At 35.4% G+C, this 16,725-nt stretch carries 6 protein-coding genes; all 6 read right to left on the minus strand.

What is annotated here, in order from left to right; translation table 11 throughout:
• Positions 1-12,023 (minus strand): amino acid adenylation domain-containing protein (locus tag ACW2QF_RS02995; protein ID WP_455714511.1); only part of this gene is annotated, 12,023 nt, incomplete at its 3' end.
• Positions 12,024-12,137: 114 nt separating this feature from the next.
• Positions 12,138-12,941 carry a class I fructose-bisphosphate aldolase gene (locus ACW2QF_RS03000; RefSeq protein ID WP_455714512.1) on the minus strand — a complete coding sequence of 268 codons (804 nt, stop codon included), beginning with the start codon at positions 12,939-12,941 and terminating at the stop codon, positions 12,138-12,140.
• Positions 12,942-12,969: 28 nt separating this feature from the next.
• Entirely contained in the window at positions 12,970-14,181 is a 1,212-nt protein-coding gene (locus ACW2QF_RS03005) for a 3-dehydroquinate synthase II (protein WP_455714513.1), read from the minus strand.
• Entirely contained in the window at positions 14,139-14,849 is a 711-nt protein-coding gene (locus tag ACW2QF_RS03010; protein WP_455714514.1) for a thioesterase II family protein, read from the minus strand. The genes ACW2QF_RS03005 and ACW2QF_RS03010 overlap by 43 nt, the downstream gene beginning before the upstream one ends.
• On the minus strand, positions 14,842-15,093 hold the full coding sequence (locus ACW2QF_RS03015) for a phosphopantetheine-binding protein (protein ID WP_455714515.1): 252 nt from the start codon (positions 15,091-15,093) through the stop codon (positions 14,842-14,844). The genes ACW2QF_RS03010 and ACW2QF_RS03015 overlap by 8 nt, the downstream gene beginning before the upstream one ends.
• A gap of 7 nt (positions 15,094-15,100) precedes the next feature.
• Positions 15,101-16,725: hypothetical protein (locus ACW2QF_RS03020; RefSeq protein ID WP_455714516.1), on the minus strand; the 1,625-nt coding region annotated here is incomplete at its 5' end.

The following is a 16,725-nucleotide window of genomic DNA, read 5'->3' on the forward strand; positions in this document are numbered from 1 at the left end:
CAATCATATTCTTCAACATGAAAATCAATATCTTCCACATTGTATACTTTCTGCTTAATCTGTTCTTCTCGTATCTCAAAGCCAGTTCGTAAAGCTTCATGCCTTTTAAGTAGTTTTAGATATATCTGTGTAATATCATCTTTATTTACATCTCCCTTGATTTCATAGATTTTTGGATTATTATAGGCTGTAGAATCCTCTTCTACGATTTGAGCCAAATACATTCTCTTCTGTGAAGAGGATACTTCGTAATATTCTTGCTTATCTACTGCTATAATTGCTTCTGTCTCTTCTATTTCTTTTTGATCTAATAGGTTCGCTAGTTTCTCTACCGTTGGATTATCAAAGATTTCTTTCAGTTCTACATTCTTGTTAAGTTGTTCACTGATTTTATTCTTTAACTCCATAGCCTTTAAGCTATGACCACCCAGATCAAAGAAACTATCCTTAATTCCTATATTAGTCACTGATAGAACTTCCTCAAACATCTTACAAAGTAAAAGTTGATCTTTTGTCTGTGCTTCTACTTTGTCTTCATCTATAAAGGTACTTAAATCTGGTTCCTGTAATGCTCTTTTGTCTACTTTTGCATTGGAGGATAACGGCATTACATCAAGTTCAATAAAACAAGCAGGCATCATGTAGCTTGGAAGCTTTTCCTTAATAGCCTTTTGTATTTGTTCCTTGAGATTGACGATATTGTCATTCTCCTTCGTATAATATGCTGCTAGGTATGGTTCCTTGTTTTCTTTCTTATAGGCTTTAATTACACCTTGACCAATTCCTTCTACCTGATTCATAACTGCTTCGATTTCATCGAGCTCAATACGGTATCCACGGATTTTTATCTGATTATCCTTTCGTCCCAGATATTCAAGGCTTCCATCTGGCTTCAGCATTCCTAGATCTCCACTATAGTAAACCCTTTCGTCTCCAGTAGCAGGATTTACTCCGAATGCTGTCTTGGTCTGGACTTCATTGTTCCAATATCCTTTGGCAAGATATCTACTTTCATAAAGGATTTCACCTATTCCATAGATTCCTTTACGCTCTTTGTCCTCCCCAGCTATAAAGCATGTAACGTTTGGAACTGGATAACCTACTGGAACTGTCTCTCCATCTAATCTAGTCTGCTGATCCATAACGTAAGAAGTGGCAATCAGTACTTCTGAAGATCCTAATAAGTTGACAAAATAACAATCGGGTCTAAAGTGTTTGTGATAATTGATGACATCAGATTTTTGAAGACTTTCGCCTCCCAGAACGATGACTCTAAGGTCTGTCTTCTCCTGTTCCTCTTTTTCACGAATCATATACCTGTATACACTTGGTACTGCATGGAATATTGTAATCTTTTCTTCCCTAAGAACTGGTACGATTCCCTTTACACCAGTACCTTTCTTAATATCATATGGATATATGCAACCGCCACTTAATAAAGTACTGAAGATATCTATGATTCCAGTTGCATGATTACATGCAGATACTAATAACATGCGATCTTTCTCATCTAGTTTCAGCTCATTAATATAGCCCGTCATAAATGCTAAGATGTTCTCATAGGTTTGAATGACACCTTTAGGTTTACCTGTAGATCCAGAAGTATACATAATATATGCTGCCTGATCTTGGTCCGCCTCTTCTGCTGGATTTTCCTTATTTTTATCTACACCGATTTCAATAACTTCAATCTTCTCATTGATTTCCTCAATCAATGAGTGATTCATACAATCTGGCTCCACCAAAAGATATCTTGACTGCGTATCCGAAAGAATATAAGAAAGCCTATCAACAGGATACATAACATCTAATGGTACGAAGGTTGCTGATGCTTTTAATACACCTAACATTGCAATAATCATATTGCTGTTATGGCCACATAGAATACTAACTCTCTGCCCCTTCTCAATCTTATTTGCAATGGCATTGGCACGCTCATTCATCTCTTCATAAGTTATGATTTCTGAGTTCATCTTCAATGCTGGCAGATTCTTAAATTCATCTACTCTTTGTTCCAGACACCTAATAAGTCCCAATCCATTTGATGTAAACGGTTTATGTTCTTTCTGAATAACTACTGGATTTGTTCCAACCTTATCTGGTACTTCAAACATCATATACTGGTTAACCATGAGTTTGTCGTTTTGTCCAATTTGCTCTAATAAATCTATAAATTGACCTGTAATATATGATATAGTCGATTCCTTAAACAAATTAAGCTTATAGTTGCAAGTGATTTCTAACTGATCTCCAAAATCATACACATACCAAGTCATATCATACTTAGCACTGGCTTCCTCTGGCTTCATTAGTTCCATAGAAAACTCGCCTATATCCTGTTTCTTTGTCTGACTCACAAAGTTCATAACGGTGTCAAACAATGGCGTACGTCCACTTTCTCTGTCAATATGTAATATCTCCAACAAATCTTCAAAGGAATAATACTGATAGTTCATTCCATCTATAATAGCTTCATTTACCTTCTGTAATAGATTTTCAAAAGGTTCCTTGCCTGTAACCATAGTTCGGATAGCGATGGTATTCAAGAACTGGCCAATCATCTGTTCCAATGCAGGCTGTTCTCTGTTATTAACTGGGATTCCTACAATCACATCTGAGGAATTCATAAGTTTTGATAAAAGCATATCATAAGCAGTAAGTACAACAGCAAACATAGTAACTTTATTTGACTTACAAGTGATTCTCAAGCGTTCCAACAGATCTCCTTCAATGGTTACAATGTATTCTCCACCTTCCATATCCTCTACATTGCTTCTTTGATGATCCAAAGGAAGCTCATGTACCTGGAGTTCTCCTTCAAACTTACTACACCAGTATTTTTCCGCATCTTTATATGCAGCCTCTGTTTTATAATTGTTCTCCCAAACAGCATAATCTTTATATTGGATTGTTAATGGCTCTAGTTCTTTTCCTTCATATAAGGAAATTAAATCCTGCTGCAAAATCACTATAGAAGAAGCATCTCCATTAATATGATGAAGATCAAGGAACAATTCCTGTGAATTCTTATAATTCACCAAAACAGCTCGAAGACAGATTTCATGTGCCAAATCAAAAGGACGTACAAACTCTTTAAATGTATGATTTCTTTCTTCTTCATTATCTACGGTAATTTCATCTAGAACAAAAGGTACCTCTGATGCGTCTTTAACCACCTGATAAACCTTACCTTCCTCTTCCACAAATACCGTACGTAATGTCTCATGACGTTTTATAAGTTTATTAATTGCTTCTTCTAAACGCCTTCTATCAACAATTGTTGATAATTCTAATATCACTGGAATATTATAAGCCACATCATTCTTATGCATACTATGTGCTGCATAAGTTCGAAGCTGCGCCCTGCTGACTTCGTATCGTTCCTTTTTCTCTACTTTTGTAATGATACTGTGTTTTGCCTCTTTTTCTTCCAAAAGTACGGCAAGTTCTGCTACAGTTGGTTGTGAGAAAATCTCTTTTAAGGTAACCTCTTTTTTCATCTCTTCTGCGATGCGATTTTTCAAGGTCATGGCTCTTAAACTGTGACCTCCTAAATCAAAGAAACTATCACTACGTCCAACTTTATCTACTTCTAAAACTTCTTCATATAAGTGGCAAAGTTTTTCTTCCATTGGAGTAATTGGTTTTTCGAACTCAGTTGTAAGAATTTCTTCTATGTTTGGTTCTTCTAAGGCCTGATAGTCTACTTTAGCATTGGATGTAAGTGGCATTCTTTCGATCTCTATGAAACAAGCAGGCATCATATAAGATGGTAACTGTTCTTTAATTACTTGTCTTAGGTCCTGTTTTACATTATTGGATTCTTCCCTATCTTTTGTATAATACGCTGCAAGATAATTCTCACCGCCTTTTAATTGATAGGCTTTGACTACAGCTTGCCCTATTCCAACCACTTGATTCATAATAGCTTCAATTTCATCTAGTTCAATACGGTAACCGCGAATTTTAATCTGATGGTCTTTTCGTCCTAGATATTCTAATCTGCCGTCTGGCATTAACATACCTAAGTCACCACTGTAATATAGCAAGCAGCTATCTTCTCCTTGCCTGAATACCATATTGGTTTGCTCAGGCATATTAAAATACCCCTTTGATAGATATTTGCTTTCATAGACAATTTCACCAGCTCCGTAAATACCTTGTTCCTCTCCCTCTTCACTAAGTATATGGCAAGATACCTCTGGCACCAGATATCCTATAGGTACCGTTTCTCCCGCTAACTCTGTATCTTGATCCATGACATAGGAAGTGGCAATCAACACTTCAGAAGAACCGAACAAATTAACCAAGTAACATTCTTTGTCAAAATGTTTTCTATAATTCTCAACATCCATCTTTTGAAGACTCTCTCCGCCAAGTACAATAACTCGAAGAGTTGTCTTATCCGTTACTGACTTTTCCCTTAACATATATCGATACACACTAGGAACAGCATGGAATACAGTAATCTCTTCCTTTTGCACAAGGGAAAGTAATCCTTTGACTCCACTGCCTTTCTTAATATCATAAGGATATAGGCATCCCCCACTAAGAAGGGTACTGAAGATATCAATAATACCAGTTGCATGATTACATGCAGATACCAAAAGCATCTTATCCTTATTATCAAGTTTTAACTCATTAATATAGCCAATCATGAAGGATAATATGTTGTCGTATGTCTGAATAACTCCTTTTGGCCTTCCAGTAGAACCAGAAGTATACATAATATAAGCAGGACACTCACCTGGAACCTGGATTTTGGGATTGGTTGCTACTTGTTCCTTATCAACTATATATACGTGTAAGTTGGATATTTTTTCTTGCAATTGCAATCCCAATGCTTCGTTTTCTTGATCAACGATCAAACACTCTACATCTGTATCTTCGAGTATATAAACCAAACGTTCTTTAGGATAGTCCACATCTAATGGAACAAAGGTTCCTCCAGCCTTCAATACACCAATCATGGCAAGAATCATACTAGTGCTATGACCGCATAGAAGCCCTACTCTGGTGTTTTTGGTAATCACAGAAGCAATTGCATTGGCCCTCTCATTCATTACTTCATAGGTAAGAGTTTCTTGCTCCATCTTTAACGCTGGTTTTTCTCTATTCGCCTCTACAACACTTTCTAAAGCTTGTACAAGTCCTACTCCTTCTGTTCTTCTCAGTGAAATATGATCCTTTGCAATTATTACTTGGTTTTTCTTAGAAACTACTTCATTTTTCTCAAATAACGAATACTGATTTATCACTTTATGACTGTTATTTGCTAGTTGTTCCAATAACTGAATGTATTCCTTTAGAATATATTCCATTGTGTTCTTCTTAAATAATGAGCTCTTATAATTACAAGTCAGCTCTACCTTATCGCCAAAATCATATACATACCAAGTAATATCGTATTTTGCCATTACTATCGGTGTTGGCTCTTCTTTAAAATAGATACCATTCTCCACCTTATCCTGATCCATAGCAGCGTCGTTTACAAAATTCATAACGGTGTCAAAAAGCGGTGTTCTGTTCTTTACCCTAACAAGATTCAACGCCTCAATCAAATCCTCAAACTGATACGATTGATTTGCCATACCATCTGAAATTTTCTTGTTTACTTCAAAAAGCAAAGTTGTAAATTGATCTGTATAGTCCACCTGCTCACGAATGGCAAGGGTATTTAAAAACATACCTGAAATGGTTTCTAATTCTTTACGCTCCCTGTTATTCAGCGGAACTCCTACAATAACATCTTTACTGCCAGTCATTCTTGATAACAAGACATTATAAGCTGCAAGCATAAATGCAAACAAAGTTACTTTATCTTCACTACAACGAGCTCTTAATTTCTCTAACAACTCCTTTGTAAAACTTATTGTTAGTTCTTCACCAGCATTGTCAACATCCACCATTCTACGATAATCCGTTGGAAGTTCTGCCGTAGTATGATAGCCTTCGAATTGTTTAAGCCAATAATTTTTAGCCTTCTCAAAACGCTTGCTTTCCCTGTTTTCTTGTTCCCACTGAGCATAATCTTTATACTGTATGTTAAGAGGCTGTAATGTCTTCTGATTATATAGCATTCCAAGTTCTTTCATTAACAGCATAATAGACGTAACATCGCAGTTAATATGATGGACATCTAAAAACAGTTTTTGCTTTTTTCCATTTTGCACTAGCCAAACACGGAATGGAATTTCCTCTGTTAAATTAAATGGTTTAACAAATTCCTCAAAGAGCTGCGCTTCAGTGACTTTATCAAATGTCTCCTTAACAACTAATGCAAACGAAATATCTTCTGCTTTATGTACTATCTGGAATACTTCCCCGTCTTTCTCCACAAATGTAGTTCTTAAGGTTTCGTGACGTTCAAGTAATAACTGACATGCCTGTTCTAACTTGTCTGCTTGAGCTTTACCATTAATCTCAAATATAACAGGATTGTTATATGTTACAGACATGATATCCATACTCTGAGCTGCATACATTCTCTTTTGTGCAGAAGAAGTCTTATAATATGCTTGTTCTGGTACCTGTCTTATCTCATCCTCTTCTTGAATTTTTGATTGCTCCATTCGCTTTGATAACTCAGCAACTGATGGGTATTCAAAGATATCACGTAATTCTACTGTCTTTCCAAAGGATTCATATAATTTATTCTTAAGAACCATAGCTTTCAAACTATGACCACCTAAGTCAAAGAAATTATCATGGGTACCAACTGCATCAATTTCAAGAACTTGCTGATACAAATCACAGATTATCTGCTCTGTTTCATTAGCAGGTAACCCTCCTGTTTTAGTATTCGATTGCATGAATTCAACCTTAGGTAGTGCCTTCCAATCAATTTTGGAATTAGAAGTTAAAGGCATCTTCTCTAAACGTAAGAAACAAGATGGTATCATATAATCAGGTAATTTTTCTCTTAATGCAGTACGAACTTTCTGTTCCAATTCCTCTGTTTCGCCTACTCCTGTATAGTATCCTACCAGATAGTTTTCACCATTATCTCTTTGGAATACTTTAACTACACCCTGACTAATATCTGCAACTTGATTCATAACAGCTTCAATTTCATCCATTTCAATTCGGTATCCACGGATTTTAATCTGATGATCTTTTCTACCCATATATACAAGACGTCCATCAGGCATTATCTTACCTAAATCACCGCTATAATATACCATTCCTTTTCCTGTAACAGGGTTAATACGGAATACTTTATTCGTCTGCTGCTCCATATTATAGTAACCTCTTGCAAGGTAATCACTTTGATAAACAATTTCTCCAGTTCCATATACGCCCTTAACTCTGCTATCTTCGCCTATAATATAGCTTTCTACTTGAGGTACCACATAACCAATAGGAACGGTGTCTTTGATTAATTCAGTCTGTTTGTCCATGACATAGGAAGTAGCAATAAGAACTTCAGAGGAACCAAACAAGTTGATGAAATAACAATCATCATTAAAATGCATTCGATAGTTCTCTACATCCGATTTTTGCAGACTTTCTCCTCCAAGTACAATCACTCGTAAATCTGTTTTCTCAGATACTTCTTTTTCTTTTATTAAATAACGATATACACTAGGTACTGCATGGAATACGGTAATGCGTTCCTCATTGATTACCTTAAGTAGTCCCTTAATACCTGTATCATTTTTCAGATCATAAGGGTAAAGACATCCACCACTTAACAAAGTACTGAATATATCAATAATACCTGTTGCATGATTGCAGGCTGATACCAATACCATACGGTCAGAAGAATCGAGTTTCAGCTCATTGATGTAATCTGCCATAAATGCTAGAATGGAATCACAGCTTTGAATTACGCCCTTTGGATTACCAGTAGAGCCTGAAGTATACATAATATAAGCTATTTGCTTCGCATCATGTACCGACTCAGTTTTTTGTAGTTCTTCTTGCAAGAAAGTACTTTCTTCTATACTTTCTCCTGTAATTTCAAGTACTTGCATATTGGTAAGTGTATTTTTTAGCTCTCTGGCTACCTTATGATTTTCCTTATCAACAAGAAGTACCTTACTGTCTGTATCCTGAATGATATAGGATAGACGTTCCTTAGGATAGTCCGCCTGTAACGGTACAAATGTTCCGCCAGCTTTCAATACACCCACCATGGCAAGAATCATATTGCCATTATGTCCACATAAAAGACTTACCTTATCCCCCTTCTTAATACCTGCCCTTCTTAACTGGGCTGAGATAAAATCGGTCTTTTGTTGCATCTTCGCATAGGTAAGAATTTCTCCATTAAGCATAAGAGCTTTACAATCCTTATAACGCTCAGCTACTTCTTCCAAACAAGAAACAAGACTTATTCCCGTTTCATATACAAATGGCTCATGTGGTTTTTCAATCTGAACAGGATTATCCTGTCTTTTTTGACTTCTTTCAAATAAATGGATTTTTCCAACAGGGTGGTTGTAATCACTTCCTACCTGATTCAATATACTGATATACTGCCCTACAATATAATCAATCGTACTTTCCTTAAACAATCCTGTCTTATAGTTACAACGTACTTCTAGCTTGTCTCCAAAATCGTTAATATACCAAGTTATATCATACTTTGCTTGAACAAGCCCTGAATCATCTTCAACCAATTGAATACTTCCTTCACGATACTCTGTACCAGCAACAGCATCGCTAACAAAATTCATGATTGTATCAAATAACGGTGTACGGTTACTTTCCCTTGGAATCTTTAATTGATCAATTAACTCTTCGAATTGGAAGGACTGATAGGACATTCCGTTAATGATCTGTGTATTCACATAATCCATAAACTTTGCAAAGGATTCTTCTTCCCTAATCTCTACTCTTAAGGCAATGGTATTCAAAAACATTCCTACCATTTGCTCTAACTTACTATGATTACGGTTGTTAACTGGAATTCCAACAGTAACATCATCAGAATTCAACAAACGGCCAAGAAGCACGCTATAGGCTGACATCATTAGTGAAAACAACGTAACATTCTGGCTCTTACATATGTCACGAAGTCTCGATAAGTTATCCCCTTCTAGGCATACCACATATTCTTTTCCGTCAAAATCATTTCTCTTACCTCTTTTAAAATCTGTTGGAAGTGATTCTAAGTGAAGTTCTCCTTTAAATTGATCTAGCCAATAAGCCTTTGCATCTTTCTTCTTTTGACTACCTTCATTCTTTTCCTCCCATGCAATATAATCTTTATATTGCACTTCTAGATTTTCTAGATTTTTTCCTTCATAGAATAGACATAGTTCGTCCTGGATGATACTGCTTGAAGTTGCATCAGAATTAATATGATGGACATCCATAAACAGGTACGTCTTTTCACCCATACGTACTAATTGCCCACGAATAGGAATATCTTTGGTAAGATCAAATGGCTTTACAAACTCCACAAACTTCTTCTCTAATTCCTCTTTTGTATTTACATGAATCTCTTCAAGAATAAAAGAAATCTCATCTGGTCGATAGATTTTTTGATAAATAGTACCATCCTTTTCAAAAAATATCGTTCTTAAAGTTTCATGTCTTCTGATCAGACAAAGAAATGCTTGTCTTAATCTTTCCTTTTCAACTTCTCCATGGACTTCAAGAATGATCGGAATGTTATAGGCAATGGCATCCTTATCCATACTTTGAGAAATATACATTCTCTTTTGAGCAGGAGAAGTATCATACCAGTCTTGTTCCTCGATTCTTTGTATATCCCTTTCCTCATCGCTATCTAACCCATCTAAAATCTCAGCTAATTGGCGTATGATAGGACACTTGAAGATATCCTTTAACTCAATGGTTTTACCAAGTCTTTCTCCAATCATGTTTTTCAGATATGTTGCCTTAAGGCTGTGACCACCCAAATCAAAAAAGCTGTCGTTGCTACCAACTTTGTCTATTTCCAATATTTCTTCATATATTTCACATAATGCTTTTTCTGAATCTGTCACAGGTGCAACATAATTCTCCATACGGGCACCTGTAATATCTGGAAGCGCTTTTTTATCCAATTTACCATTCTGGGTAACTGGCAATTGGTCAATCTGCATCATATAGGCAGGAAGCATATATGATGGCAACTCTTTTGCAATCTCCTCTTGAAGTTCCTTCCTGTCAATCTCGTCCTCAGAAACAATATAAGCACAGATTTCCTTATCTCCACTCTTTGTCTCTCTGATAATGACCGCAGCATCTGTTACCTTATCTGACTTTCTTATAACAGTTGCGATATCTTCAAGTTCGATACGAAAACCTCGTACTTTAACCTGTTCATCAATTCTTCCTCTGAAATCAATGTTTCCATCTGCTGTCCAGCAAGTAAGATCACCTGTATGATATAGTTTGCCTTCACCAAATGGATTCTTAACAAACTTCTCTTTTGTAAGGTCTGGACTGTTTAAATATCCAATACCTACACTTTCACCAGCGATGCAAAGTTCACCAAGAACGCCAATTCCACATAACTGTTCTCCATTTAGAATATATGCTTGAGTATTAGCGATTGGTTTACCTATGTAGAGTTTTTTTGTATCTTTATAAACCTCAAAAGCTGTAGCATTAACTGTAGTTTCTGTTGGTCCATAGATATTAAGTACTCTTCGACATTTCGCCCAATGGGTCAACACCTCTAGATTACCAGCCTCACCACCACAATCTAGAATACGCAGCTTTGTCAATTTTTCTGAATGAAGTTCTTTGACTAACATAGGAGTTAAAGATGCAGTAGTAACCCCTTTCTCATCCATATATTCCTCCAGTTTTTCTATATCTCTAACATATTCCTCTGGAAGTATACACAAGGCTGCACCACTAGTTACAATTGAAAAAATATCAGAAACTGATAGATCGAAAGAAGTGCTTGAAAACTGTAAAACCACATCTCTTTCAGTAAGCCTGAAGATATCATAATAAGAGGCAGCCAGGTTGCGAAGTCCTTGATGCTTAATCATTACTCCCTTTGGTTTTCCAGTGGTTCCTGACGTATAGATAACATAACAGATATCTTCCATCTTAGTAACTCGTACAGGATTGTTTTTACCACCTTCATAAATCGTAGGATCAGCAAGATCTACTACTGGAATTTCACTATTTCCAGTTGTCTCTATAGTTTCCTGTCCATATGTAAGGATACATTTTGGTTTACAATCCTGAATCATATAATTAACGCGTTCTTCAGGGAACGACGATGTAACTGAAATGTACGCACCTCCAGCTTTTAACACACCATAGATAGCCAGTATCAGTTCAATGCTTCGTTCTGCACGTATCATAACAAAGTCGTTTGGCTTAACTCCCATTTTTCTTAGATATAATGCCAAACCATTGACTTTTTCATTCATTTCTAGATAAGTTACTGTCTGATTCTTAAAAATCAATGCAGTGTTATTAGGATACTTCTCTGCTTGTTTTTCAAAAAGATCAATTACAGTCTCATCTCTGTTATATTCCGTATAAGTTTGATTAAAATTATGTAAAACTAACGTTTTTTCTTCTTCTGATAATATTAAAACATCCTTTAGAAGTTTTGTTCTCTCCTTAAAGATATTTTCTAAAAATAGCAGAACATGCTTTATAAAATAGTATACTTCTTCAGCTTGATAATACTCTAGCGAATAAAACCATTCCATGTTCCACTGCTCATTGGCTTTTGTCATCTTTATAGAAATGCCATCACCTAATTTTAGTTGGTTTTCTAACATTTCTGATTGCATATAAAGATTAAAATCTATTTTTTCACTGTCATTTAAAACGACATTCTCTTCCGGTTTTAATTTAATAAGGAACTGTTCATAACTAATATTCTCTTGTGGACATCCTTTTACATAATGAAATTCTCTATCATTTTCAATTACTTTCGCAGTAACTGTATCCTGTTTTGTATGTTTTACATTTACCACCATAAGTGCTGACAACACAACCATATCTATAGTAGTATTTGTTTCTTGACATAGCTTTTCTATATTTTCAGTTAGCATCTTATTAAAATAACATTTTTCTACGTTACTTTTTCTCATCATATCTTACAAGGAATACGCGCATTTTCCCGATTCCTCTCCTCCTAGTCTAAAATTATAAATATGGAAGTGGCTCTTTAAAGAAGATGCCACCTCCATATAATATAAACATTATTATCCTACATGACGCTTTGAGGTATTCTCTTCAAAATTCACACCGTGTCGAACAATTTCATCTAGGTTAGACATCAAGTAATCCATGTTATCCCCTTGGAAGATATTCCTTCCAACAGAAACTCCACGTATACCAGTTTTCATTGCAGAACTTACTCTTTCTAAGAATTCATCCTGCGTATTACACTTCTCTCCTCCTGCAATAATAATAGGAACTGGGCAACCGTCAACCACTTCTTTAAAATTCCCACCATGTTCAGAATAGTTTACTTTTATCAAATCAGCTCCAATCTCAGCTCCAATTCTCGCAACATGCTTAATTTTATCAACGCTAAGTTCATCACGAATTCCTGCTCCTCTTGCATACATCATAGCTAACAAAGGCATGCCATATTTGTAACAATCTTCTGCAACTTTCGCGACATCACGGAACATATCTGATTCAAATTCATTTCCAATATTAAGATGAATCGAAACTGCATTACAACCAAAAGACAGAGCTTCTTTCACCGAACCAACCGTAACTTTGTAATTACTTGTCTGCCCCAAGCTAGTACTTGCGGATAAATGCATGATAACTGAAAGATTCGAATCAACAATTTCTTTTTCACATGCATTAATGAGACCCTTATGTAATATGACACCGTCCACTTTATGTTGTCCTAATTTAGTTATTGTGGCTTTTATATTTTCAATTCCTGAAATAGGCCCCATCGTCATGCCATGGTCAATTGGTACAATAATGGTATTGTCACTACCTTCTCTAAACAAACTCTTAAGTCTTTTCTGTTTTCCTAAGTTCATTTCGCTACATCCCCTTCTTCAAATTCTGTTATTTCTCAATTATATTTTCATCTATTTTGATACCTACATGCCTCCCAGAAACACAAGTGTAACCAAGCACTTTATCCCCTGCTTTTAATTCTGTACAATTTAATGGTTTTCCTTTTGGTCCTATAACACGTACATGCCAATCATCTTGTAATACAACGTTTACCTCATTACCAGCATCATCTTTGGCACGAACCAAAAGTAAAGGACGTCTTTCCATTTTAATTCTGCCAACAGCTACTCTTCGAATATTTCCTTCGCTATCAACAGCCATCATAGGACTTCCGCCTTTTAATTCTGATAAATAGTCAGTTTTATCATTCATGTTCCATGCATACATATGTAATCCTCCTGCATTTACGCGGAATGGACGTAATTCCATATATGGAAGGAAATGTGTTTCAGAACTCACAAGGATTCCACCTGTTGAAGTAGATCCTAATATAATCCCCTCATTTTCTTTTAATTGGGATGTCGTATCGATACAGACTCTGTCGCCCATGCCAATATGTTGACTTTCAATTACAGTTAACTCTTTCAGCTCCATTTTTTGCTGACTTAATGAATCCATTTTTTCTTTCATTTCCACAATATCATTGGCATTCTTTGTTTCTAATAGTACAGAGTGGCTCCCCATCTCCATAACCATTGATGCAATCCAACCATCTTCTCCAGCAATTACCTTCTTACAGACATGGCATTTATTCTTTTGTGAAAATGCAAGCACAAGTTCCAAAGGAATATTAGTAGAAGATAAGAATTCAATAATTACATTGGAATAATGATGTGTCATCTCTACTGTCTTATCCAAAGATTCTCTGTCATTTACGCTTAGGAATAATCCTTTTTCTACACCATCGATGTTTTTCAAAACATTTTCATTTGCAGCAAAAACCGTAATATTCTTTCTGTCAGTTGCTGCCAAAATCCCTTTTAATTCTTCTTGTTCTTTGTCCTCCAAATATATAAGTACACGAATTTGCTTTGGAATAGCTTTCATCAGATTCTTTTGTTTTACCCCAATCATAACTGCTTCATATCCATTATTGGTTGCCAATGGTAGTAAAACTTTTTCTTCTTCCCCATTCAATTTTCTTGCATCAAACCATAATTCTTTCTTTTCATTCATTGCCTTTTCTTCCCTTCTTTTAGTTTGTTGATTAACGTCTTTTATAAAGGTAATTTGATAAAGCTTTTCCTTATTAAAGCACATACCTTAGACGTCTCCTCAATTATGTAAAAATGACCTCCTGTAAATTTATAAGATTCACAGGATATGGAGCTATAGTTTTTCCATTCCATGATACGTTCATTGGTAACAGAATCTTTCTCTCCATATAATATAGTAAAAGGTACTGGAAGCGGCTCCTGTTTCTCAGGAAATTTATAAAGTTCCAGCATCTTTACATCAGAAAACATAATGCGGGCACACATATCATATAATTCCTTATTATCCAAAACTTCCTTTGGAATTCCCCCTAGCTTTTCCATTTGAATCATAAAATCTTCTTTAGTTAATTTATGAAGATTTTGCTCTACTCTTGCATGTGGCGGATTTACGCCCGATATCACCAAAACAAACTTCCTATGTCCCATTGTTTTTACTATTTTCTCAGCTACAGCATATGCTAACATTCCCCCCATACTATGCCCAAAGATAACGAATGGTTCTTCCTTGACTTTCATCTGAATTTGTTCAAATATATCTTCTACTGCTTCTTCAAAGGAATCATACAAGGGCTCTCTAAATCTTTGTCCCCTTCCCTTTAATTCAACAGCGCAAAGATTAAACCCCAAGTCTGCCAATCTTTTTTTCCACGAATAATATGATCCTGCAGACCCTCCTGCAAAAGGAATACAAAACACCTTGATATTATTCATTTTCAATTACTGATTCAATATATTGAACCAGACCCTCTACGTTATTATAGGTAGTACTAAGCATATACTCTTCTTCAAACTCTATATCAAACTCTTCCTCTAAATCTAATAATATTTTCACAAATTCAATGGAGTCAATTCCCATCTCTTCAAATGAACTCATCAAACTAATGTCTGCTAAGGATAGTTCTGCTTTCACCTTAACAATGCTTTTTATAACATAATCACTAATTTTGTTATTCATAAATCCCTTAGCCCCTCTCTTTTAATGTAATTGCAAATATATGCATGTTAATACATTCTGGTAATGTAATATTGGCAATTCTCTTATTGACTTTTGTATGTATCTGAGCAATATATATATTACATTCCTCGGTATCTACTAACTTACCATTCATAAGAACAACTGCCTTTTCAGAAGTAAAGGCAATATTTTGAGGTTGTCCAAATTCAAGATTTGGCATCCAATCACTTAGTTCAATTCGGTAACTTTCCCTTGTTCCATCCTCATAGGTGATTCCTACATCCTCTTTATAATTCCCCCACTCAGAACAACCTAAGAAAGAAATCTTAGTATAGTATCCAGGTTCAATGGATATAACTTGCTTTGAACAAGCGATATTATCTGCTTTTCCTTCTTGTTTCTGTGCTAATGAAAATTCTGTATCCTTACAGAATACCTTATTTCCACTTGGAAATTTATCATTAATAAAATACTCTCCACTATTATTGAAATCTGCTGTCTTTGAACCATACTGTCCAATACCTTCATTATTGAAAAATGCCTTAAGGTTAGCAAAATGAATCTCGCCTTTATCTTCTCCCTTAGTTGATACTTCGCTTTCCTTCAATTTATTTTTCTTTCCTTCCAACACACGAATCACTTTTTGTATATATGCCTCTTCTTGTTCCACCACATCTTTCATCTTTTTAGAAAGATATTCCGCAATATTACTGGTCTTGCGTGCAAATACTTTCTTAATCAGCATCATTCTAACAGAGTCCCATTTCTCTGCTAGATATAAAGCATCATCTGCTAATTTCTCAAGTGACTCACGTTTATCAGAATCTTTCCTCGCTAACTTTTTAAGCATGACGGCGAATCGTACTCTGTTATGAGACAGTTCCTTCATTGCTGAATTGATATGAATTCTATTTTGGATTTCATTCATATCAAAAAACTCATTTTCATCATATTGATCAATTTCAAGTTCTAAATTAAAGTCTACGTTTATATCCTCTGCCATTTCTTTTAACGTTGCAATCTGTCCACCTTCCAGAAGATGCTGTAACTTTTCCTTCAATACCTGCTCCGGATTATACTTCTCACATGGTTCATATGTTATCTTAGTTAAATACTGAAATCCTTTTACATAGTTTTCATAAGGTAGAAATACTTGCTGTCTATCGTAGTAAGGATCCACACACTCCAATTCTTGTCTTTCTTCATCCCACCTGGATACATATAGTGAATGAGCACCTGCTTCGATTACTTGGTACCTCCAATCCCATGGACATTCAAATCCAAGTATTGTAAATTGAAAAGCGACATTTCTATCAAATTCTTGTTGAATTTGTTTAAGTCCTTCATTGGCATCCATACTTAATTTTTCTCTTTTGATTCCTACATAGTTAGCTAAATTTTCTTCCACCAATATATTAAAATCAATGCTTTTTCCTATGCCTACTGCTTTACTCTTATTTGAAGAGTAAACGGTTCTCAATGCATCCATATATGCGAATTCATATTCAACATCTACTGTTGCTGCGTAAGTAGCCAGACAATCATCTAAGCAAAAAGATGGTGTTACGCTACCTAATAACCGAGGTAATTTTTTTACTTTCAATATATTGAAAGTAAAAAAATTACCTCGGT

The organism is Anaerosporobacter sp., from assembly GCF_965301125.1.